Below are 21,774 nucleotides of genomic sequence, written 5' to 3' on the forward strand. Positions count from 1 at the left end.
GAGACGGTGCGATCCGACGGAAGGACGACGCGTGCTGGATGTGATCTCCGGGCTGTTCGGCGGCAGCGCACTGAGCGTGCTGGTGAAGGCCAGCGGCGCGGCGCTCACGCTCCTCGTGGTCATCCCGGCGCTCATGAAGCTCTTCCTCGTCACCGTGGACGAGGGCTCCGCCGCCATCCGCACTCGCAACGGCAAGCCGATCATCCGGCGCCTGCGCGAATCCGGCGACGGCCGCGGCGAGGTCGTGGTGCTGCGGCCGGGGACCCACGGCGCCTTCCCCATCTTCGCGTGGTACCGCATGGTCGACGTCCGCGCCCGGTCGACCGACCTGCCGGCTCGCAGCATGACCGGGGCAACCGGGCATCAGCACCTCGTGCATGCCTCGTTCGACTGGCGGCCGATCGTCTCGGGACACGACCTCCGCGTCATCGAACTCGACGTCGTCAACGTCAAGGAGCGCGCCGGCAACATCGTGGGCGCTGCGCTCCGCGACATCGTGCACGAGCTGGACGGTCCCGTGCTGCCGCCGAACGACGTGCTCTCGCCGCGGGTGGTGGCCGCGTGCGCCGACGTCGTCCGGGAGGACTGCGGCATCGAGCTCCTGCGCGTCATCGTGACGGGCGACGCGCTGACCGACGGATGGCTGCTCTCGCAGGCCATTGCGCCGTCACCGGATGCACCGCGCCACGCGGCGTGGGACTCCGCGGCCGCGGTGCTCGCCGGCCGCTTCACGTCCGTCGGCTGAGCGCCGGCCGGGTCGCCGCGTCAGTCGGCGCCGCGGCTGCGCACCCATTCCTCCACCGACGGGATGTCGGCGGAGGTCGGGCGGGCGACGGGGATGCGGGTGCCGAGCACCTGCGAGACGACGTCCTGGGCGATCTTGGCGGGGGTGAGCCCGGCGTCTTCGAGGATCTGCTCGCGGGAGGCGTGCGGGATGAACTCGTCCGGCACGCCGAGCTCGTCCACCGCCGTGTCGACGCCGGCTTCGCGCAGCACCTGTCGCACGCGCGTCCCGACGCCGCCGACGCGGATGCCGTCCTCGATCGTGATGACGAGGCGGTGACGGCGGGCGAGCTCGACGATCGACGGCTGCACGGGGATCACCCAGCGCGGATCGACGACCGTCGCGCCGATGCCCTGAGCGCGCAGGCGCTCGGCGACGGCCATCGCGGTGTGCGCCATCGGACCGATCCCGATGAGCAGCACGTCCTCGGCGTCCGCGCGGGCCAGCACGTCGACGCCGTCGGAGAGGCGCTCCACCGCGGGGAGATCGTCCGCCGCGGCCCCTTTCGCGTATCGGACGACGGTGGGCGCATCAGGGACCGCCACGGCCTCGCGCAGCTCTTCGCGCAGTCGCGCGGCGTCGCGTGGGGCGGCGATGCGGATGGAGGGCACGAGCTGAAGCATCGCGAGGTCCCAGATGCCGTGATGGCTCGGGCCGTCCGGGCCCGTGACGCCGGCGCGGTCCAGCGCGAAGGTGACCCCGGCGCCGTGCAGAGCGACGTCCATGAGCACCTGGTCGAACGCGCGGTTCATGAAGGTCGCATAGATTGCGACGACGGGATGCAGCCCGCCGAACGCGAGTCCCGCGGCCGAGGCGACGGCGTGCTGCTCGGCGATCCCGACGTCGTAGACGCGCTCGGGGAAGCGCTCGGCGAACAGCTGCAGGCCCGTGGGCCGCAGCATCGCGGCGGTCATGGCGATGACGTCGTCGCGCTCGGAGCCGATCTGCAGCAGTTCGTCGGCGAAGACGTCCGTCCAGTCGTGACCGCCGCTGGAGGACAGCGGCTCGCCCGTCACCGGATCGATCCTGCCGACGGCGTGGAACTGGTCGGCCTCGTCGCTGCGGGCGGGCGCGTACCCGCGGCCCTTCTCGGTGATGGCGTGGACGATGACCGGCGCGCCGTAGGACTTCGCCTGCTGCATCACCTCGATGAGGCCCTCAAGATCGTGTCCGTCGACGGGGCCGAGATACTTGATGTCGAGGTTGGAGTAGAGCGCCTCGTTGTTCGTGAAGCGCGAGAGGAAGCCGTGGGCGCCGCCGCGGATGCCGCGGTAGATCGCGCGGGCGGCGGGGCCCAGACGCCCGGAGAGATTGGCCGACCCGCGGTGCAGCGTGCGGTAGGTGTCGTTCGTGCGCACCTTGTTCAGGTAGCGCGCCATCCCGCCGATGGTGGGCGCGTAGGACCGCCCGTTGTCGTTGACGACGATGACGAGGTTGCGGTCGTTGTCGTCGGTGATGTTGTTGAGCGCCTCCCACGTCATGCCGCCGGTGAGCGAGCCGTCGCCCACGACCGCGACGACGTGGCGGTCGCGGCGCCCGGTGCGGCTGAAGGCGCGCGAGACGCCGTCGGCCCAGCTGAGCGAGCTGGAAGCATGCGAGGACTCGACGACGTCGTGCTCGCTCTCGCTGCGCTGCGGGTAGCCCGCGAGGCCGCCGCGCGAGCGCAGGCGGGAGAAGTCCTGGCGTCCGGTCAGGAGCTTGTGCACGTACGACTGGTGCCCGGTGTCGAAGATGATCGGGTCGGACGGGGAGTCGAATACGCGGTGCAGGGCGATCGTGAGCTCCACGACACCGAGGTTCGGGCCGAGGTGACCGCCCGTGCGCGCGACGTTCTCGACGAGGAAGGTGCGGATCTCCGCCGCGAGCTGCTCCAGCTGGGCGAGGTCGAGTCCGTCGATGTCGCGGGGGCTTCGGATGCTCGGCAACAGCTCCATGGAACCTCTTTCCGACCGGATGCGGCGCCCACGACGCCGTCCCCCGATTGTAGTCGCGCGCATCTGACCGCGGCCTGGACGGGCGACCCGGCGCGCCGCCGTGTACGCTCCGCCCACGCGGAGGGGCGGCCGCGGACATGCCGCGACCGCCCCTGTGGATGCGGGTCAGACGAGCGAACGCAGCACGTACTGGAGGATGCCGCCGTTGCGGTAGTAGTCCGCCTCACCGGGCGTGTCGATGCGCACGACCGCGTCGAACTCGATCGTCTGCTTGCCCTCGGGCGAGAACTCGCTCGGCTCGGCGACGACGTGCACCGTCTTCGGCGTGATTCCCTCGTTCAGCTGCTCGAGGCCCGTGATCGACATGACCTCGGTGCCGTCGAGCCCCAGCGACTTCCAGCTCTCGCCGGCGGGGAACTGCAGCGGCACGACACCCATGCCGATGAGGTTCGAGCGGTGGATGCGCTCGAAGCTCTCGGTGATGACGGCCTTCACACCCAGCAGACGCGTGCCCTTGGCCGCCCAGTCGCGCGACGAGCCCGAGCCGTACTCCTTGCCGCCGAAGATCACCAGCGGCGTCTCCTGCTCGGCGTAGTTCATGCACGCGTCGTAGATGTACGACTGCGGGCCGCCGGGCTGCGTGAAGTCGCGCGTGAAGCCGCCCTCCACGATCTGGCCGTCGTTGACCGCGGCGACCAGTTCGTTCTTCAGGCGGATGTTCGCGAACGTGCCGCGGATCATGACCTCGTGGTTGCCGCGACGCGAGCCGTAGGAGTTGAAGTCCTTCTGCGCGACGCCGTGCTCCGTGAGGTACTGCGCGGCGGGCGTGCCCGCCTTGATGTTGCCGGCGGGGCTGATGTGGTCGGTGGTGACCGAGTCGCCGAGGGTAGCCATGACGCGCGCGCCGCGGATGTCGCTGACGGGGGTCAGCTCCATCGTCATCCCGTCGAAGTACGGCGCCTTGCGCACGTAGGTCGAGTCCTCGTCCCACTCGAACACCGGGCCGGTCGGGGTGGGCAGGTTCTTCCAGCGCTCGTCGCCGTCGAAGACGGTCGCGTACTGCTTGATGAACTGCTCGCGCGAGATCGACGAGTCGATGATCTTCTGCACCTGCTCGGGCGAGGGCCACACGTCCTTCAGGAAGACGTCGTTGCCGTTCTGGTCCTTGCCGAGCGGGTCGGTCTCGAAGTCGAAGTTCATCGAGCCGGCCAGCGCGTACGCCACCACGAGCGGAGGCGAGGCGAGGTAGTTCATCTTCACGTCCGGGCTGATGCGCCCCTCGAAGTTGCGGTTGCCCGAGAGGACGGCCGTGACGGCGAGGTCGTTGTCGTTGATCGCCGCGGACACCTCCTCGATGAGCGGGCCGGAGTTTCCGATGCAGATCGTGCAGCCGTAGCCGACGGTGTAGAAGTCCAGACCCTCGAGCGCCTTGTCCAGGCCCGACTTCTCGTAGTAGTCGGTGACGACCTTCGAGCCCGGGCCCAGCGTCGTCTTGACCCACGGCTTGCGCTTCAGGCCCTTGTCGACGGCGTTCTTGGCGAGCAGGCCCGCCGCGATCATGACGGAGGGGTTCGACGTGTTCGTGCACGACGTGATCGCCGCGAGCGTCACGGCGCCGTTGTCGAGCACGTAGGTCTCGCCCTCGGGCGTGGTCACCTTCACGGGCTTAGACGCCGCGGCGGGGCCGCCGGAGGAGATGAGCACCTCGCCGGTGTCGGCGGTCTCCTCGCCGGGGGTCCCGCCCGGGTCGGACGCCGGGAACGTGCCGTCGACCTCGAGGTCGACGATGGAGTCGGAGGTCGACGGCGTGGCGTAGTTGAGGATGTCCTTCTCGAACTGCGACTTGGCCTCGGACAGGAGGATGCGGTCCTGCGGGCGCTTCGGCCCCGCGATCGAGGGGACGACCGTCGAGAGGTCGAGCTCCATGTACTCGCTGAAGACGAGCTCGCGTGCCGGGTCGTGCCACAGCGACTGGGCCTTGGCGTAGGCCTCGACGAGCGCGACGGTCTGCTCGTCGCGGCCGGTCAGCCGCAGGTAGTCGAGCGTGACGTCGTCGATCGGGAACATCGCGGCGGTCGAGCCGAACTCGGGGCTCATGTTGCCGATCGTCGCGCGGTTGGCCAGCGGCACGGATGCGACGCCCTCGCCGTAGAACTCGACGAACTTGCCGACGACGCCGTGCTTGCGGAGCATGTCGGTGATCGTGAGCACGACGTCCGTCGCGGTCACACCGGCGGGGATCTCGCCGGTCAGCTTGAAGCCGACCACACGCGGGATGAGCATCGACACCGGCTGACCGAGCATCGCGGCCTCGGCCTCGATGCCGCCGACGCCCCAGCCGAGCACGCCGAGACCGTTGACCATCGTGGTGTGCGAGTCGGTGCCGACGCACGTGTCGGGATAGGCCCGCAGCACGCCGTCGACGGTGCGGTCGTAGACGACCTTCGCGAGGTGCTCGATGTTGACCTGGTGCACGATGCCGGTGCCGGGCGGGACGACCTTGAAGTCGTCGAAGGCGGTCTGACCCCAGCGCAGGAACTGGTACCGCTCACCGTTGCGCTCGTACTCGATCTCGACGTTGCGCTCGAGGGCGTTCTCCGAGCCGAAGAGGTCGGCGATGACCGAGTGGTCGATGACCATCTCGGCGGGCGACAGCGGGTTGATGCGGTTCGGGTCGCCACCGAGCGCGGTGACGGCCTCGCGCATCGTGGCGAGGTCGACGATGCACGGGACGCCGGTGAAGTCCTGCATGACCACGCGCGCCGGCGTGAACTGGATCTCGGTGTCGGGCTCCGCCTCGGGCTTCCACGAGCCGAGGGCCTGGATCTGCTCCTTGGTGACGTTCGCGCCGTCCTCGGTGCGCAGGAGGTTCTCCAGGAGCACCTTGAGGCTGAACGGCAGCTTCTCGTAGCCGTCCACCGTGTCGATGCGGAAGATCTCGTAGTCGGTGCTGCCGACCGTCAGGGTGCTCTTGGCACCGAAGCTGTCAACCGTGGACACGTGCGTCTCCTTCGTCGGCGGATGCGGGCGGACCCGAGCCCATCCTGCCCCCCGTCTCCGGACGGCACCACCAAGGCGGACCTAACCGGGACGGAGCGGGATTTATCTCGATATCGAGATAAATATATCAGGTGGCGCGTGGCGGATAGAGCGCACGCACGGCGAGCCACGTGACCGCCACGAGCGGTGCGAACAGCGGCAGGCCCATGGCGATCTTGGTCACGCCGAGCGCCGTCGTGTCGCCCGCGAAGTACAGCGGCAGCTGCACGCCCAGCCTCAGCGCGAACAGCGCGGCCCACGCGATCGACAGCCAGAAGAAGACGCGCCGCTTGCGGGCCTTGCGCCGCCAGCGTGTGCCCTCGTTCATCAGAAAACCCACCGCGAGGCCGATGAGCGGCCAGCCGATGAGGGCGGAGACGAGGAAGGCGGTGCCGTAGAGGCCGTTCGTGAAGAAGCCGAAGACGAAGTTGTCCTGGCCGCGGCCGGTCCACAGCGCGAGGGCCGCCGCCGCCGCGGTGGCCAGCAGTCCGCCGATCGCGGCGCCCGCGGGCGAGCGCTGCGCGAGACGGACGACGGTGAAGACTGCCGCGATCGCGACGGAGACGCCGAGGCTGACCCACAGGTTGCCCTCCTTCGTCGCCGCGTCGTAGGTGACGGTGAAGAGGACCACGAAGGCGAGGCTCGGCAGCACCGACTCGAGGATGCCGCGCCAGCCGCCCATCGCGGCCCACACCGCGGCCCCCGTCGACGCCGTGCCGGCCGGGTCGAGCCCGGCGCGGCGGGCCGCGGCGCCCAGCGCCGCCCCGAGCGCCTCGGACGCCGGCGGTGGCGCGTCGGGCGTGCGGAGCGCGTCGGCGCGCTCCGCGTCTCCGGAGGCGCGCTCGTCGCGTGCGGGATCGCTCACGCGGATCCCGGAGTCGCGGGCATCTTCAGCGGGATGAGGTCGCGCGGCGGCATCGGCGCACCGCCGCGGACCACGACGAGCGAGCGGAACAGGTCCTCGACCTGGGCCGCCGCATCCGTGTCGCTGGTCGCGGCACCGCCGATGACCCCGCGGAGAAACCAGCGCGGCCCGTCCACGCCGACGAAGCGCGCGAGGCGCTTGTCGGCGCCATCGGCCCCGACGGCGACCGGCACCTCGGCGAGCAGCTCCGGCCCGAGCGGCCCGACGCGCTCCTCGACACGGCCGCCCTGCTGGCGGATCTGCTGACGGATCTGCTCGCGCGTCTCCGCCCACAGACCGGACGTGCGCGGCGCGGCGAACGGCTGCACCTGAAGGGTCGATTCGGCGTAGTCGAGGCCCACCGCGACGATGCGCTTGGTCTGCTCCTCGACCTCGAGACGCAGGTTGAGGCCCTCGCGCGGCAGTACCTTGACCCCGCCCAGGTCGATGTAGGGACGGACCGGGTTCGCTTCGGCCTCGTCGAACGGGCCGTCGGTCTCCCGCCCCTCGGGCGCCTCCTTGGCCGCCGGCACGTCGGGGGTGATGTCGGTCATGACCGGCTCCCTTGCTGGATCGAATACCCGGTGGACCCGAACCCGCCCTCGCCGCGCTCGCTCTCGGGGAGAACGTCCACCGGCACGAAGCGCGCGCGCGGCACCGCCATCACGATGAGCTGCGCGATGCGGTCGCCCGGCGCGATGTCGAAGGCCTCACGGGCATCCGTGTTCAGCAGCGTGACCTTGATCTCGCCGCGGTAGCCGGCGTCGACGGTGCCGGGCGAGTTCACGATCGTGATGCCGTGCTTGGCGGCCAGACCGCTGCGCGGCACGACGAAGGCGACGTAGCCGTCGGGCAGCGCGATGCGCACCCCGGTGCCCACGAGCGCCCGCTCCCCCGGGTCCAGGCGCACGGCCTCGGTGGCGGTCAGATCGGCTCCGGCGTCGCCGGGGTGGGCGTAGACCGGAGCCGCGGCCGCGATAATGGGGACGTCGACGGTATCGGTCACCCCACGAGGGTAATGCAGATGGGAAGGTGCGGCATCCGCGACGCGACGTCTTACCGAGAGCGCCTCAGCCCGTCGCTGTGGGCGCTGGTCGGCGCCGCCGTGTGCGGTCCGATGGCCGCTCTCGTCTTCGCGCCGGTGGACCGGACACTGTCGCTCGTCGCCGGCGCCGTCGTGGGGATCGGGGTCGTCGTGGCGCTCGTGGCCTTCTCGCCGGTCGTGGAAGTGCGCGACGGCGTGCTCTACGCGGGACCGGCGCACATCGACGTCGCGCTGCTGGGCGAGCCCGTGCCCGCGTCCGGCGAGCAGGCCCGGCTCGCCCGCGGTGCGCACGTGGATCGGCGGTCGTGGATGCTGCTGCGCGGCGGCATCGACGGGGTCGTCACGATCCCCCTCGCGGATCCGGATGATCCGACGCCGTCGTGGGTGATCTCGACGAGGACGCCGGACCGCCTCAGTGCGGCGATCCGGCGTCAGCAGGTCAGGCGGAGCATTCCTTACAGATGAATCCGGCGCCGTCCTCGTGGTCGATCTGCGAGCGGTGCTTCACAAGGAAGCAGCTCATGCAGGTGAACTCGTCCTCCTGAGGCGGGAGGACCACGACGTCGAGCTCGACATCGGACAGGTCGGCCCCGGGCAGTTCGAAGCCCGAGGGGTTGTCGGCGTCCTCGACGTCGATCGACCCGGAGGACTTGTCCGGCACGCGCTCCTTGAGGGCCTCGATCGACTCGCTGTCGTCCTCGGTCTTGCGGGGTGCGTCGTAATCGGTGGCCATGCGTGAAGATCTCTTTTCGGTACAGGGGGTGCCGGTGCCCGATCGGGCGGCCATAGTTTGCATGACCGCCTCGCGTTTGGCAAATGCCGGTGCGAAGGGGCGCCCGGCGTGGTCGGGCACGGCGTGAAACGCGCGGCGCGCCCGTGGCATTCCCGGCCGCGGCGGGCCGCTGTGCCAGCATGGGCGGGACCGCAGATCGAAGGGGTGTTTCGCATGGAGCAGCTCAAAGTCATCGGCACCGAGGAGAACCTCCTGGTCCTGGCGACGGAGTCGGGCGAGAGGTTCACCCTCGCCGTCGACGAGGTGCTGCGCGGCGAGATGCGCCGCGCCCGCCGCGACCGCGCTCCCGAGGACCGCGGACCGCGGCCCAGCCCGCGCGAGGTGCAGGCCCACATCCGAGCCGGACTGTCGGCGCAGGAGGTCGCGACGCTCATGGGTGCGCGCCTCGAGGACGTCGTGAAGTTCGAGCGCCCCGTGCTCGCCGAGCGCGAGCACATCGTCGGTCAGGCGCTCGCCGTGCCGGTGCTGCTCGGCGGAGAGCTCGAGCACGACGCCCACGTCACGTTCGGCGCGGCCGTGCGGGCCAAGCTCGCCGAGGCGCATGCGACCGGCGAGCGGTGGACGAGCTGGAAGGAGCCCACCGGCTGGGTCGTCAAGCTCGAGTTCACCGCGAACTCCGTCGACCACGACGCGCGCTGGGGATTCGACCCGCGCCGCAGCACGCTGTCGCCGCAGAACGCGGACGCCATCCAGCTGTCGCGTCAGGGCTCGCTGCCCGAGGGTCTCATCCCGCGCCTGCGGGCGCTGGATGTGCAGCCCGCCAAGGACGACAGCCGGTTCGACAGCGGGGCCTTCGGCCCACGCCGCGTGGAGGCCGACACCGCCCCGATCGCCCCAGAGCTGCCGACGCCCGCCGCACCGGCGGTGCAGGATGCGGCGATCAAGCGCGCCCCGGATGCCGGCGTCACCTCGAGCGAGACGGCCGACCTCCTGGAGGCGCTGCGCCGTCGTCGCGGTCAGCGCGAGCCGCTGCCGGGCACCGAAGCGGAGCCGGCCCGCTCGTCGGCGCCCGTCGCGCTGTTCGACGCGCTCGAGCCGGGGTACAACGAGACGCCCGAGCCGGCGGAGCCGACACCCGCCCCCGTCACCGAGGCGAGCGGTCGCCGAAAGGGGCGCACGTCGATGCCGTCGTGGGACGAGATCGTGTTCGGCGCCCGCGGCGACGAGAGCTGACGCTCACGCGAACGCGCCGAGCCGCACGAGCGGCACCATGCGCTCCTCGAGCGTGAGCGAGCCGTGCTGGCCTACCATGCGCTGCGGCCGCTTGTCGCTCTCGCGGTCGTCGTAGTAGGCGACGGCGGCGCGGGCGGCGACGAGCACGTCCCCGACGCGATCGCGCACCTCGGGGGCGACGACGCCGAACAGGCCCGCGTCGATCGCCTCGTCCCGCGTCATGACCCAGGCCCTGCCGCCCTCGGCCTCGCTCCAGCGGCGGGCGACGTCGGCGGTCTCGCCCGGCTCGGCGTAGAGGTGCAGCATCCGCGGTTCGCCGCCGACGACCCGCACGCCTTCCCACAGTGCCGAGTCGGCTCCCAGCAGGAGGCGGCGATGGGCGGGCACGTCCACCATGCCGTGATCGGCGGTCACGAGCGCGCCCGTGCCCGGCGACAGCGCCCCTGAGAAGCGTCGGACGACGTCGTCGACGCGTTCGAGCGTCTCCGACCACTCGTCCGACTCCCACCCCGCACGATGGCCGACGTGGTCCAAGTCGGGACCGTACAGATAGACCAGCGCGCCGGGGTTCTCCGCGGCGAGCTCGGCCGCCACCAGCGTGCGCTCGGCCAGATCGTCCACACCGACGAGCCGCCCGCCGCGGAGGGTCGCCGCCGTGAAGCCGCTGCCGTCGTACTCCGAGCGCGACACCACGAACGTCGGCCGCCGCACCGCCTCGGTCTCGAAGATCGGTGTCGCACGCTGCCACGCGCGCGGGTCGAGGTGGTGCGACTCCCACCCGTGCAGCTGGTTGGGCGCCTCGTCTGTGCCTGGGATCCGCACGCGATACCCGACGATGCCGTGCTGTCCGGGGTCGACCCCCGTGAGCAGGCTCGTGAGGGCGGCCGCCGTCGTCGACGGGAAGACGGTGCGGGCGACGGCCGACCGACCCCCCGCGGCGGAGAGGAACCGGGCGTGCCCTCGGCGCGCCGCGAGGTTCTGCGCCCCCAGCCCGTCGAGCACGAACACGATCGCACTCGAGGCGGGCGGGAGCACGCCGCCGGTGCCGTCGAGGGCCGCGATCGCGTCGGTCAGCACGCCGGTGAGGCTCCGGGCTCGCGGAGGGTACGCCGGTAGGCTGAGAGGCATCCCGGCCAGTCTCGCACAGTGCGGACGGCCCCCACCCGCGGCCCTCGGGTCGCGCTTCGCCCGCCGACCCGAGGCCCTCCGGACATGCCCGCTTCCCGCCCCTCCCCCGACACCGCCGAACGGATCGAGGACGTCGATCTCTCCGTCGAGATGCAGGGGTCGTTCCTCGAGTACGCCTACTCCGTCATCTACTCCCGCGCGCTCCCCGACGCCCGCGACGGCCTCAAGCCCGTGCAGCGCCGCATCCTGTACCAGATGGCCGAGATGGGCCTGCGGCCCGACCGCGGGCACGTCAAGAGCGCGCGGGTCGTCGGCGAGGTCATGGGGAAGCTGCACCCGCACGGCGACGCCCCCATCTACGACGCCCTGGTACGCCTCGCCCAGTCGTTCTCGCTGCGTGTGCCGCTCGTCGACGGCCACGGCAACTTCGGCTCCCTCGACGACGGACCCGCCGCGCCCCGCTACACCGAGGCGCGTCTGGCGCCGGCGGCGCTGGCCCTCACCGCCGACATCGACGAGGACGTCGTCGACTTCATCCCCAACTACGACGGCCAGTTCCAGCAGCCCGAAGTGCTTCCGGCCGCGTTCCCGAACCTGCTCGTCAACGGCACGACGGGAATCGCCGTCGGCATGGCCACCAACATGGCCCCGCACAACCTCATCGAGGTCGTCGCCGCCGCGGTGCACCTGCTCGAGCACCCGGATGCGACGCTCGAGGAGCTGATGGAGTTCGTTCCCGGCCCCGACCTGCCCTCGGGCGGCATCATCGTCGGGCTCGACGGCATCCGCGATGCCTACGCGAACGGGCGCGGCAGCTTCCGCACCCGCGCCAAGACCTCGATCGAGCCCCTCGGCCCACGCCGCACGGGCATCGTCGTCACCGAGCTGCCCTACCTCGTCGGCCCCGAACGCGTGATCGAGAAGATCAAGGACGCCGTCACGGCGAAGAAGCTCACGGGCATCGCGGATGTGACCGACCTCACCGACCGCACGAAGGGACTGCGGCTCGTGATCGGCATCAAGACGGGCTTCGACCCCCAAGCCGTGCTGGAGCAGCTGTACCGACTCACGCCCCTCGAGGACTCGTTCGGCATCAACAACGTCGCCCTCGTCGACGGCCAGCCCCAGACCCTCGGCCTGCGCGACCTCCTGCGGGTCTACCTCGACCACCGCATCCGCGTCGTCACGCGGCGCAGCGAGTACCGACTCTCGCGCAAGCGCGAACGGCTCCATCTCGTCGAGGGTCTGCTCATCGCGATCCTCGACATCGACGAGGTCATCCAGGTGATCCGCACGTCGGACGACGGCGAGCAGGCCCGCGCACGCCTCATGGACGTGTTCGACCTGTCGCAGGCGCAGGCCGAGTACATCCTCGAGCTGCGGCTGCGGCGACTGACGAAGTTCTCGCGCATCGAGCTCGAGGCCGAGCGGGACACCCTGCAGGCCGAGATCGCAGCCCTCGTCGAGCTGCTGGGCGACCCGGGTCTCCTGCGCGCGCAGGTCGCACGCGAGCTCGAGGCCGTCGCGGAGGCCCACGGCACGCCGCGCCGGACGCTTCTTCTCAACGGCGGTCCGGTGACGGCTCGCTCGGCCGCCAGGGCGACGGCCGCCGACCTGCAGATCGCCGACGCCCCGTGCCGCGTCTTCCTGTCGGCGACGGGCCGCATGGTGCGCGCCGAGCGCAACCCGGACGCCCCCGCGGGCGGCATCGTGCCGCCGGTGCGCCGATCGAAGCACGATGCGATCCGCAGCGCCGTCGACACGACAGCGCGCGGCGAGATCGGCGCCGTGACGAGCGCGGGCCGACTCATCCGCTTCTCCCCCGTCGACCTGCCGTCCGTTCCGGGCAACGCCGTGCAGCTGGCCGCCGGCTCGCGCGCGGATCAGTATCTCGGGCTCTCCGGCGGTGAGCACGTCGTGGCGATCGTGCCCTTGACCGCCGAGCCGCCGACCGCCGTCGGTACCGCGCAGGGTGTCGTCAAGCGCGTGTCGGCGTCGGAGCTCGCGAACAAGCACGACGTGCCGATCATCGCCCTGAAGGAGGGTGACCGCGTCATCGGCGCCGCGCCGGCGGCCGATGGCGCCGAGCTCGTCTTCGTCGCCGCCGACGCGCAGCTGCTCCGCTTCGACGCGTCCTCGGTGCGTCCGCAGGGTCGCGCCGCGGGCGGCATGGCCGGCATGAGGTTGGCCGCCGGCGTCGAGGCGATCGGGTTCTTCGTCGTCGGCGCATCCGCCTTCGACGCCGTCGTGGTCACGGTCGCCGGCTCGTCGACGGCGCTCGCGGGCACCGACGCCGGAAGCGCGAAGGTGTCGGCCTTCACGGAGTACCCGGCGAAGGGCCGCGGCACCGGCGGCGTGCGCGCGCAGCGATTCCTGAAGGGCGAGGACGTCCTCACCCTCGCGTGGGTGGGGTCGGAGCCGCGTGCGGTCGGCACCGACGGCGCCGTGCGGCAGCTCCCGGATGCGGGGGCCAAGCGCGACGCGTCCGGCACCCCGCTCGACGGTGTGGTGGGTGCGGTGGGCACCGCGGTCCGCTGACCGTCGATCCGCCCGATCGCCGGGGCCCGGCGTCAGGCGTCGATGCGCTCGCGCGCGAGGCGGTCGCTCGACTCGACGATGAACTCGCGGCGGGGCGCGACATCCGTCCCCATCAACAGCTCGAACACCGAGGATGCGGCCTCCGCGTCCTGCACCCGCACCCGGCGGAGCGTCCTGCCGGCGCGGTCCATCGTCGTCGTGGCGAGCTGGTCGGCGTCCATCTCACCGAGGCCCTTGTAGCGCTGCACCGGCTCCTGCCAGCGCTTGCCGGCCTTGGTGAGCTTCGTGAGGAGGCCGTGGAGCTCCTGCTCGCTGTAGGTGTAGATCGTCTCGTTCGGCTTGGACCCGGGGTTCATCACGATGACGCGGTGCAGCGGCGGCACCGCGGCGAAAACGCGCCCGGCCTCGACGAGAGGCCGCATGTAACGGAAGAAGAGCGTCAGCAGCAGGGTGCGGATGTGCGCGCCGTCGACGTCGGCGTCACTCATGAGGATGATCTTCCCGTAGCGCGCGGCGTCGAGATCGAACGAGCGTCCGGATCCGGCGCCGATCACCTGGATGATCGAGGCGCACTCGGCGTTCGACAGCATGTCGCTGATCGAGGCCTTCTGCGTGTTCAGGATCTTGCCGCGGATCGGCAGCAGCGCCTGGTACTCGCTGTTTCGCGCGTCCTTCGCGGTGCCGAGCGCCGAGTTGCCCTCGACGATGAACAGCTCGGAGTCGGCGACGTCGTTCGTACGGCAGTCGACGAGCTTCGCCGGCAGCGACGACGACTCGAGCGCGTTCTTCCGGCGCTGGGTCTCCTTGTGGGTGCGCGCGGAGATGCGCGCCTTCATCTCGGAGACGACCTTCTCCAGCAGCAGAGCGGTCTGCGCCTTGTCGTCGCGCTTGGAGGACCCGAAGCGGGCGCCGAGCTCCTTCGCGACGACGTTCGAGACGATCTGGCGCACGGCGGGCGTGCCGAGGACCTCCTTCGTCTGCCCCTCGAACTGCGGTTCGGGCAGGCGAACGGTGAGCACGGCGGTGAGACCGGCGAGGATGTCGTCCTTGTCGAGCTTGTCGTTGCCCACCTTCAGGCGTCGCGCGTTCTGCTCGACCTGGGCGCGCAGCACCTTCATGAGTCCCTGCTCGAACCCCTGCTGGTGCGTGCCGCCCTTGGGTGTGGCGATGATGTTGACGAACGATCGCGACACCGTCTCGTATCCCGTGCCCCACCGCACGGCGATGTCGACCTCGCACTCCCGCGACACCTCGGTGGGCACCATCGCGCCCGAGGGCTGCAGGACGGGCACCGTCTCGGTGAAGGTACCGGTGCCCGTGAGCCGCCACGTGTCGGTGACCGCGGCGTCGGGGGCGAGGAACTCGGCGAACTCGGAGATGCCGCCGTCGAAGCGGTAGGACGTCTCGACCGGCTCGCCGGCCTCGGTGCGGGATGCGGCGCGCTCGTCGCGCACGACGATCTCCAGGCCCGGGACGAGGAAGGCCGTCTGGCGCACGCGCTGCTCAAGCTCGTCGAAGCCGAACGTGGCGTCCTTCGTGAAGATCTGCCGGTCGGCCCAGTAGCGGATGCGCGTGCCCGTGACGCCCTTCGGGGCCTTCCCGACGACGCGCAGCTCGCTGCTGCGCTCGAACGGCGTGAACGGCGAGTCGGGGCTCGGGCCTGCGAACACTCCGGGCTCGCCCCGATGGAACGACATGCCGTACGTCTTGCCGCCGCGGTCGACCTCCACGTCGAGGCGCTCCGAGAGGGCGTTGACGACGGATGCACCGACGCCATGGAGGCCACCGGATGCGGCGTAGGAGCCGCCGCCGAACTTCCCGCCGGCGTGCAGCTTCGTGAAGACGACCTCGACTCCGGTCAGTCCCGTGCGCGGCTCGATGTCGACGGGGATGCCGCGCGCGCGGTCGCGCACCTCGACGCTGCCGTCGTCGTGGAGGATCACGTCGATCCGCGAGCCGTGCCCCCCGAGGGCTTCGTCGACGGAGTTGTCGATGATCTCCCACAGGCAGTGCATGAGGCCACGGGAGTCGGTCGAGCCGATGTACATGCCGGGACGCTTGCGGACCGCTTCGAGGCCCTCGAGCACCTGGAGATGGTGGGCGGAGTACTCGGCGGTCACAATCTCCAACGATAACCGCGGCTCCGACACGATCGGCCGCGACACCCCCGGTCGAAGGGAAGCCTGCACACGGGCGGCCGTGCGCGGGCCGGCGCAGCGTACGCGCTGAGCGAAATGCCCGGCAATGCGGGCAGGGTATGCACCTGCGCGTGGTTACATGTCATGACCGTGACGAGCACCTAGGGGAGGCACTGAAATGACCGCACTTTCGACACCGACCGACGACACCGCTGTGCTCGAGTACCGTCTGACCGCCATGGACCGCTGCGACTCGTGCGGCGCCCAGGCGTACATCGCCGCCGAGGTCAACGGCAGCGAGCTGCTCTTCTGCGCCCACCACGGGCGCAAGTACGAGGAGAAGCTGCGCAGCATCGCGACCTCGTGGCACGACGAGACCGCGCGCCTCAACGAAGCGGTCTGACCCTCACACGTACTCCCTCGCGACCATCGGCGAGACGCGCACCGCGATCTCCTCGCCGATGGTCGCGAGTCTTTCTGCGACGTCCGTCGCCGAGTGCGGCGCATCCGCCCCCCACATCGCCACCGGCTGACCGATCGTCGCCCCCGGCCACGCCGCGAGGATCGTGCGCGTCGGCTCGACGGCGATCACACGGGCAGGACCACCGGGCGTGCCGGCGCTGATGAGACCGCCGACGGGCGTCGGCAGGCCGTGCATGCTGCCGACATCGACGATCGCGCGCTGCCCCGTCACCGCCACGACTCCGGCCTCCAGCCGGCCGATCGGCTCCAGGCCCAGCTCGTCCTCGCCCGGCCCGCCGGCGGGACGGATGCCGTAGGCGAACGCGCCGATCCGCACGAGGTCCTCGCGGAACTCCGGTCGCCCGAACCCGGCTGCGCTCGCGGCCAGGTGCGCGAAGCGCGGCGACAGACCCGCCGCATCCAGCGTCTCGCGCGCGGCGAGGAACAGCTCGCGCGCGGCGTCGTCCTCCGCATCCGACGCCTCGGCGATGTGACTCCACACGCCCTCGACGGCGAGGGAGCCCCCGGTGTGCAGCTCGGCGGCGCGGGCGACCGCGTCCGGCCACTCCTCGGGACGCACGCCATTGCGATGCAGCCCCGTGTCGATCTTCAGGTGGACGCGCGGACGCGCGTCGGCGCCGAGTCGCGCGACGTCCTCGAGCAGATCCCGGTCACCCACGCCCAGGTCGAGGTCGGCCGCGACGGCCGTGCGGATGTCGTCGTCGGTGGCGAGGATCCACACGAAGATCCGGACGTCGTCGCCGAGGACCGCGCGGACCCGCGCGCCGGTGTGCGCGTCGAACGCGCCGAACCAGCGCACGCCCTCCGCGTAGGCCCGTCGCACGATCGGCTCGAGGCCGTGGCCGTACGCGTCGTTCTTGACGACGAGCATGTGCGTGGCCGGCGACACCTGCGCCCGGATGCGGCGGAGGTTGCGCGCGAAGCGCTCGAGGTCGACGACGAGCCGGACGCTCATGGGCTGTCCTCCCGTGTGGCCCGCGCTCCGGCGAGGGCGATCAGCTCGGCAGCCGACCAGCCGGTCGCGTGCGTCCACGCGCCGAGCGAGGGAGCGCCCGTCCGGGGGTCGCCGAAGTAGGTCACCACCGCGCCGCGCTCGATCACGGTGTCACCGATGTCGACGACGGACACGTCCATGGCGATGCGGCCGACGAGGCGGTGCAGCGCCCCCGCGATGTCGACGTCGACGCGGCCGCCGAGCATCCGGACGACGCCCTGCGCGTATCCGCCCGTCACGAGCGCGATGCGCGTGTCCGCGGCCGCGCGATGCGCGTAGCCGTACGAAACGCCCTCCCCCGCCATCAGTGGCTTGGTCGACAGCACTCGGCCACGCAGCGTCAGAGCCGGCACGGCGTCGGGATCCCCACCGGGAAGGCCGTACAGCGTCAGCGCGTCGAGCGCATCGTCGGCGGCGGCTCCGAGCGTGTCGCGCACCCACTGCTCGCCGTGGCCCCATGCGTCGCAGGCGAGGGCGGGCGTGTCGGAGGGTGTGCCGGCGCGGGCGAGGTCGAGGTTGCGACGCAACGCCGCACGCGAGAGCAGCGCCGTGGTGCCCGTGCCGCTCGGGGGTCCCGCGTGCCGCTCGTCCACGCCACCTAGACTATCGAGGTCCCGTCCGCCGACCCTGGAGCACGCATGTCGCCCACGGGCTTCGCCCTCGCCCCCCGCCTCCACTACCTCGCCGGGCGCGCCCGACGCATCGACGTCGGCTCGGTGCTCGAGCGAGCGAAGGAGACCGCGCGTGAGCACGGCAAGTGGACGCCGGCGGTCGTCGTCGACATGCTCTGGCAGGCGGGCTTCCGCCAGGTCGGGTTCCAGGACTACGTCGACTACGACTTCGCGATCCTCTCGCGCGCGGAGCGGGCGACCTACATGACCCACCCGGTGTCGAACCAGATCTCGCAGCAGTACGACGATCCGGCCTTCCGCCACCTGTTCCAGGACAAGGTCGCCTTCGACCGCGTCTTCAGCGAGCACCTGCGTCGCGAGTGGATGGTCGTCGAGCAGGGGAACGCCGACGCCGTGCGCGCCTTCGCCGAGCGTCACGGCACGATCGTGACGAAGGAGCCCGTCGGTCAGGCCGGCACGGGCGTGCACCGCTACCACGCCGCCGACGTCGACGACTGGGACGCGTTCCACCGCGGGCTGTGGGAGCGCGGCGAGCTGCTCATCGAGCAGCTCATCACGCAGCATCCGGACCTCGCCGCGGTCTGCCCCGGCACCGTCAACACGACGCGGGTGACCGCCTTCTTCGACGGCGAGAAGACGCACATCCTCGCCATGGCGCAGAAGTTCGGGCGCGGCGCCGTCAGCGACCAGATGACCTTCGGCGGCTTCTACACGATGCTCGACGACGACGGGAAGGCCGTCGGACCGGGCTACGACTCGCACGGCCACGTGCACGTCCGTCATCCCGATTCCGGCTTCGTCATCGCCGACTTCCAGCTGCCCATGATCGACGAGGTGAAGGCGTTCGTCGACCGGGTCGCACGCGTCGTGCCTCAGGTGCAGTACGTCGGCTGGGACATCGTCGTCAGCCCCGACGGTCCCGTGCTCGTGGAGGGCAACTGGGGCGCGGGCGTGTACGAGAACAAGCCGAGCGTCACGGGCATTCGCACCGGCCACAAGCCGCGCTACCGCGCCGCGATCGGCTTCTGACCCCCGCCGCGGGTCGAAGGACCGCCCGGTTCCTGAGCCCATCGACGAGGTTCCTGAGCCCGTCGAAGCACCGCCCGCCACTGCGGTCCGGATCTGAGTTCGTCGAAGCCCGCTGCGGTCCCTGAGCTTGTCGAAGGGCCCGCCGGCCCTTGACCTCGTCGAAGGGCCCGCCGGCCCTTGACCTCGTCGAAGGGCGAGCCGCTCCCCCAGTCGCCGAAGTGCCCGCGCGTCTGCCGCGTCATTCGATGTCTGGCGGCTGCCCACGGGCAAGCACCGGCAGGTCCGCGCTGCGGCCCTCAACGAGCGCACGCTTCTTCGCCCTGCTCCAGCCGTGAAGCTGCCGCTCGCGGGAGAACGCGTCTTCCACGCGATCGAATTCCTCGATGTAGACGAGCGCGACCGGGCGACGTCGCCGGGTGTACTTCGCCGCCAACAGATCATCGTGATTGTGCTGCCACACGCGGGCCTCGACATCTATCGCTGTGCTGCCGACGTAGTAGCTGCCATCCCGGCAGCTGAGGATGTACGTCCACGCCATCCGCACAGCGTGCCGCAGCGGAAGGGTTTCGGATACAGCCGAACCCCGTTGTCGGTGTATAGCGGTCGCCCCCGGCGCTCAGGGGAGGACGACCCGCCACATCGACAGCCCCTCGACAGGCTCAGGCACCAGGACGCTCTCCACCCGCTCGTGCGGCGGGTCGGCCCTTCGACAAGCTCAGGGACCGGCGTGCCTCTACGCACTCGTGCGGTCAGCCGGCCCTTCGACAGGCTCAGGGACCGGGCGCTCTCCACGCGCTCGTGTCGCGGGGCCGGCCCTTCGACAGGCTCAGGGACCGGGGCAATTTCCACGCGCTCGTGCAGCGGGGGCGGCCCTTCGACAAGCTCAGGGACCGGCGCACTCCCCACGCACTGGTGTAGTCGGCCGGCCTTCCGACAAGCTCAGGGCCCGGGACGCTCTTCACCCGCTCGTGCAGTCAGCCGGCCCTTCGACAGGCTCAGGGACCGGGACACTTCTCGGGCAGCGGGGGCGGCCCTTCGACAGGCTCAGGGACCGGGGCGCGCTCGCGGAGCCCGAGGAGGGAACGGTGGCCCGGGTTCAGGCGGGGCGGACGATGCCGAGCGGGGTCGATTCGTGGCCCTGGCCGAGCGGGTTGTCCTTCAAGATCGCGACGAGGCGACGCTCGCCGGCCTTGTCGAGCGTCGAGCCCAGGATGTTGCCGCCGAGGTCGTTGATGTCGACGACGGCGACGTCCGCGGTCGTGCCGAGCAGGCTCCGCAGGTGCGCCGCGACCGACTTCGGGCGCTCGGGACCGAGCACGACCGCCTTGTTGTAAGGCGGGATGGTGCCGCTCGTGGGGCCGTCGATCGCCCGCGCCTTGTCGCCGGCGATGCGGTAGAAGTCGCCCTTGCGGCCGAAGGCCTTCGTGACGGCCGACACCGCGGCGGCGAACAGGATGCGGGGCACACCGCACTCACGCAGCGCCATCTCCATCGTCTCGGGCATGCCGAGGCCGATGCCGTAGGGCGTGCGCACGACGAAGCGCGACAGGAATCGCGCGAGCCGCCGCGGATGGATGTCCTCGACGAGGTAGGAGCGCCCCTGCGTGATCGCGACGATCTTCTCCGTCACGAAGAGGATGTCGCCGGTCTGCACGAGCTCCTGCGCGTACTCGCGCACGAACGCGTCGAGGTCGTCGCCCGGCATCACGACCCGCGTGCGGATCGGGATGCGGGCGTACGACGCGCCCTCGACGGTGACGGTCAGCGCCTTGCCGGCGTTGGCCTCGCCGGTCACTCGAGGTAGTCCCGGAGCGACTGCGAACGGCTCGGGTGGCGGAGCTTGGCCATGGTCTTCGACTCGATCTGGCGGATGCGCTCGCGCGTGACGCCGAACGTGTCGCCGATCTGGTCGAGGGTCTTCGGCTGCCCGTCACCCAGGCCGAAGCGCATCCGGATGACACCGGCCTCGCGCTCGGAGAGGGAGTCCAGGAGCGACTCGAGCTGACGCTGCAGCATCGTGAAGCCCACCGCGTCGGCCGGGACGACCGCCTCGGTGTCCTCGATGAGGTCGCCGAACTCGCTGTCGCCGTCCTCACCGAGCGGCGTGTGCAGCGAGATGGGCTCGCGGCCGTACTTCTGGACCTCGATGACCTTCTCGGGCGTCATGTCCAGCTCGCGGCTGAGCTCTTCGGGCGTCGGCTCGCGGCCCAGGTCCTGCAGCATCTGGCGCTGCACGCGGGCGAGCTTGTTGATGACCTCGACCATGTGCACCGGGATGCGGATCGTGCGCGCCTGGTCGGCCATGGCGCGCGTGATCGCCTGGCGGATCCACCACGTCGCGTAGGTCGAGAACTTGAAGCCCTTGGTGTAGTCGAACTTCTCCACCGCGCGGATCAGGCCGAGGTTGCCCTCCTGGATGAGGTCCAGGAACTGCATGCCGCGACCGGTGTAGCGCTTGGCCAGCGACACCACGAGACGCAGGTTCGCGCCGAGGAGGTGGCTCTTGGCGCGCTGACCGTCGCGGGCGACCCACTGCAGGTCGAGGCCCAGCTGGCTGGACTTCTCGGCCGCCGACATGTGCGACAGCTTCTCCTCGGCGAACAGGCCCGCCTCGATGCGCATCGCGAGCTCGACCTCTTCGGCCGCGTTCAGCAGCGGAACCTTGCCGATCTGCTTCAGGTAATCCTTGACCGGGTCCGCGGTGGCGCCGGTGATCTGGGTGGAGTAGACCGGGACGTCGTCCTCGTCGGTGGACGAGATGACGATCGCGCCCGTCGGCAGCGGCTCGGAGAACGCGGGCTTCGTCGTGTCGTCCTCGTCGTCGTCGCCCTCGGCGTCGTCGGCCGGCTTCTTGTCGGCCGGGGCCGCGTCGTCGTCCGTCTCGGAGTCGGAGTCGTCGGTGGACTCGTCGGCGTCGTCCGCCTCGAGGTCGCCCTCGAGCTCGATGTCGTCGTCGATCTCCTCGTCGTCGTCCGCGGTCTTGCCGCCCGCCTTCGACTTCGCCGTGGCCGCCTTGCCCTTGGCAGGAGTCTTGGCCGCGGCCTTCTTCGTCGTCTTCTTCGACGCGGGGGCCGCGGTCTGCTCGGCCGTCTCGAGTTCGGTGTCCTCGTCGTTGCGGGAGCGGGTCTTGGTGTTCGTGCCTGCCACGTTTCGCCTTTCA

At 71.0% G+C, this 21,774-nt stretch carries 19 protein-coding genes; 6 read left to right on the plus strand and 13 right to left on the minus strand.

Going from position 1 to position 21,774, the window contains the following annotated elements:
- Nucleotides 1-31 precede the first annotated feature (31 nt).
- Nucleotides 32-745 carry a hypothetical protein gene (locus EI169_RS08200; RefSeq protein WP_205783765.1) on the plus strand — a complete coding sequence of 238 codons (714 nt, stop codon included), beginning with the start codon at nt 32-34 and terminating at the stop codon, nt 743-745.
- A gap of 20 nt (nt 746-765) precedes the next feature.
- Here EI169_RS08200 and dxs read toward each other — a convergent pair whose 3' ends face one another.
- From dxs to dut, 5 genes are all read right to left on the minus strand, one after another.
- Nucleotides 766-2,718, minus strand: a complete 1,953-nt coding sequence (gene dxs / locus EI169_RS08205; protein WP_125131889.1) for a 1-deoxy-D-xylulose-5-phosphate synthase — start codon at nt 2,716-2,718, stop codon at nt 766-768.
- 165 nt (nt 2,719-2,883) lie between these two features.
- Complete coding sequence (locus EI169_RS08210; protein WP_125131890.1) at nt 2,884-5,718, minus strand: aconitate hydratase; 2,835 nt, start codon at nt 5,716-5,718, stop codon at nt 2,884-2,886.
- 127 nt (nt 5,719-5,845) lie between these two features.
- On the minus strand, nt 5,846-6,622 hold the full coding sequence (locus EI169_RS08215) for a DUF3159 domain-containing protein (RefSeq protein ID WP_125131891.1): 777 nt from the start codon (nt 6,620-6,622) through the stop codon (nt 5,846-5,848).
- Nucleotides 6,619-7,215 (minus strand): DUF3710 domain-containing protein, encoded by a 597-nt coding sequence (locus tag EI169_RS08220; RefSeq protein WP_125131892.1) that lies wholly within the window; start codon nt 7,213-7,215, stop codon nt 6,619-6,621. The genes EI169_RS08215 and EI169_RS08220 overlap by 4 nt, the downstream gene beginning before the upstream one ends.
- Nucleotides 7,212-7,667, minus strand: a complete 456-nt coding sequence (dut, locus tag EI169_RS08225; protein WP_125131893.1) for a dUTP diphosphatase — start codon at nt 7,665-7,667, stop codon at nt 7,212-7,214. Before dut ends, EI169_RS08220 begins: the two co-directional genes overlap by 4 nt.
- A gap of 12 nt (nt 7,668-7,679) precedes the next feature.
- Between dut and EI169_RS08230 the strand changes: the two genes are divergently transcribed.
- Entirely contained in the window at nt 7,680-8,171 is a 492-nt protein-coding gene (locus EI169_RS08230) for a DUF3093 domain-containing protein (RefSeq protein WP_125131894.1), read from the plus strand.
- On the opposite strand, the gene EI169_RS08235 is transcribed toward EI169_RS08230, so the two are convergent.
- Nucleotides 8,146-8,439, minus strand: coding sequence for a DUF4193 domain-containing protein (locus EI169_RS08235; RefSeq protein WP_125131895.1), 294 nt, complete (start codon nt 8,437-8,439; stop codon nt 8,146-8,148). The genes EI169_RS08230 and EI169_RS08235 overlap by 26 nt on opposite strands.
- A gap of 213 nt (nt 8,440-8,652) precedes the next feature.
- Between EI169_RS08235 and sepH the strand changes: the two genes are divergently transcribed.
- Nucleotides 8,653-9,672: a septation protein SepH gene (gene sepH, locus EI169_RS08240; RefSeq protein ID WP_125131896.1), complete on the plus strand. Its 1,020-nt coding sequence runs from the start codon at nt 8,653-8,655 to the stop codon at nt 9,670-9,672.
- 3 nt (nt 9,673-9,675) lie between these two features.
- On the opposite strand, the gene EI169_RS08245 is transcribed toward sepH, so the two are convergent.
- Nucleotides 9,676-10,800, minus strand: coding sequence for a nucleotide pyrophosphatase/phosphodiesterase family protein (locus EI169_RS08245; RefSeq protein WP_125131897.1), 1,125 nt, complete (start codon nt 10,798-10,800; stop codon nt 9,676-9,678).
- 84 nt (nt 10,801-10,884) lie between these two features.
- Between EI169_RS08245 and EI169_RS08250 the strand changes: the two genes are divergently transcribed.
- Nucleotides 10,885-13,338 carry a DNA topoisomerase IV subunit A gene (locus tag EI169_RS08250; RefSeq protein WP_125131898.1) on the plus strand — a complete coding sequence of 818 codons (2,454 nt, stop codon included), beginning with the start codon at nt 10,885-10,887 and terminating at the stop codon, nt 13,336-13,338.
- A gap of 32 nt (nt 13,339-13,370) precedes the next feature.
- Here the strand turns inward: EI169_RS08250 and EI169_RS08255 are convergent, their stop codons facing one another.
- Nucleotides 13,371-15,461, minus strand: coding sequence for a DNA topoisomerase IV subunit B (locus EI169_RS08255; protein WP_125133386.1), 2,091 nt, complete (start codon nt 15,459-15,461; stop codon nt 13,371-13,373).
- A 193-nt stretch (nt 15,462-15,654) separates the two neighbouring features.
- Here EI169_RS08255 and EI169_RS08260 point away from each other — a divergent pair, with 193 nt between their 5' ends.
- Nucleotides 15,655-15,879, plus strand: coding sequence for a hypothetical protein (locus tag EI169_RS08260; protein WP_125131899.1), 225 nt, complete (start codon nt 15,655-15,657; stop codon nt 15,877-15,879).
- A 3-nt stretch (nt 15,880-15,882) separates the two neighbouring features.
- Here EI169_RS08260 and EI169_RS08265 read toward each other — a convergent pair whose 3' ends face one another.
- Together EI169_RS08265 and EI169_RS08270 are read right to left on the minus strand one after the other, a co-directional pair.
- Nucleotides 15,883-16,914, minus strand: coding sequence for an alanine racemase (locus tag EI169_RS08265; RefSeq protein WP_125131900.1), 1,032 nt, complete (start codon nt 16,912-16,914; stop codon nt 15,883-15,885).
- Nucleotides 16,911-17,546, minus strand: coding sequence for an alanine racemase C-terminal domain-containing protein (locus tag EI169_RS08270; protein ID WP_125131901.1), 636 nt, complete (start codon nt 17,544-17,546; stop codon nt 16,911-16,913). The genes EI169_RS08265 and EI169_RS08270 overlap by 4 nt, the downstream gene beginning before the upstream one ends.
- A 45-nt stretch (nt 17,547-17,591) precedes the next feature.
- Between EI169_RS08270 and EI169_RS08275 the strand changes: the two genes are divergently transcribed.
- Nucleotides 17,592-18,614 carry a sugar-transfer associated ATP-grasp domain-containing protein gene (locus EI169_RS08275; RefSeq protein WP_125131902.1) on the plus strand — a complete coding sequence of 341 codons (1,023 nt, stop codon included), beginning with the start codon at nt 17,592-17,594 and terminating at the stop codon, nt 18,612-18,614.
- Between the two features lie 238 nt (nt 18,615-18,852).
- Here the strand turns inward: EI169_RS08275 and EI169_RS08280 are convergent, their stop codons facing one another.
- From EI169_RS08280 to EI169_RS08290, 3 genes are all read right to left on the minus strand, one after another.
- Nucleotides 18,853-19,152, minus strand: a complete 300-nt coding sequence (locus tag EI169_RS08280; RefSeq protein ID WP_125131903.1) for a GIY-YIG nuclease family protein — start codon at nt 19,150-19,152, stop codon at nt 18,853-18,855.
- Between the two features lie 558 nt (nt 19,153-19,710).
- Complete coding sequence (locus tag EI169_RS08285) at nt 19,711-20,409, minus strand: coenzyme F420-0:L-glutamate ligase (RefSeq protein WP_125131904.1); 699 nt, start codon at nt 20,407-20,409, stop codon at nt 19,711-19,713.
- A complete protein-coding gene (locus EI169_RS08290; RefSeq protein WP_125131905.1) occupies nt 20,406-21,761 on the minus strand; it encodes an RNA polymerase sigma factor in 1,356 nt (451 codons plus the stop codon). Before EI169_RS08290 ends, EI169_RS08285 begins: the two co-directional genes overlap by 4 nt.
- Between the last annotated feature and the right edge of the window lie 13 nt (nt 21,762-21,774).

The sequence above is a fragment of the Microbacterium sp. 10M-3C3 genome (genome assembly GCF_003931875.1).
Lineage (GTDB): Bacteria > Actinomycetota > Actinomycetes > Actinomycetales > Microbacteriaceae > Microbacterium.

Excerpts from the sequence above, each read along its gene's own strand:
- EI169_RS08280 (WP_125131903.1), bottom strand. The coding sequence starts at position 19,152 with ATGGCGTGGACGTACATCCTCAGCTGCCGGGATGGCAGCTACTACGTC.
- EI169_RS08265 (WP_125131900.1), bottom strand. The coding sequence starts at position 16,914 with ATGAGCGTCCGGCTCGTCGTCGACCTCGAGCGCTTCGCGCGCAACCTC.
- EI169_RS08245 (WP_125131897.1), bottom strand. The coding sequence starts at position 10,800 with ATGCCTCTCAGCCTACCGGCGTACCCTCCGCGAGCCCGGAGCCTCACC.
- EI169_RS08230 (WP_125131894.1), top strand. The coding sequence starts at position 7,680 with ATGCAGATGGGAAGGTGCGGCATCCGCGACGCGACGTCTTACCGAGAG.
- EI169_RS08235 (WP_125131895.1), bottom strand. The coding sequence starts at position 8,439 with ATGGCCACCGATTACGACGCACCCCGCAAGACCGAGGACGACAGCGAG.
- EI169_RS08220 (WP_125131892.1), bottom strand. The coding sequence starts at position 7,215 with ATGACCGACATCACCCCCGACGTGCCGGCGGCCAAGGAGGCGCCCGAG.
- EI169_RS08260 (WP_125131899.1), top strand. The coding sequence starts at position 15,655 with ATGACCGCACTTTCGACACCGACCGACGACACCGCTGTGCTCGAGTAC.
- EI169_RS08250 (WP_125131898.1), top strand. The coding sequence starts at position 10,885 with ATGCCCGCTTCCCGCCCCTCCCCCGACACCGCCGAACGGATCGAGGAC.
- sepH (WP_125131896.1), top strand. The coding sequence starts at position 8,653 with ATGGAGCAGCTCAAAGTCATCGGCACCGAGGAGAACCTCCTGGTCCTG.
- dxs (WP_125131889.1), bottom strand. The coding sequence starts at position 2,718 with ATGGAGCTGTTGCCGAGCATCCGAAGCCCCCGCGACATCGACGGACTC.
- EI169_RS08275 (WP_125131902.1), top strand. The coding sequence starts at position 17,592 with ATGTCGCCCACGGGCTTCGCCCTCGCCCCCCGCCTCCACTACCTCGCC.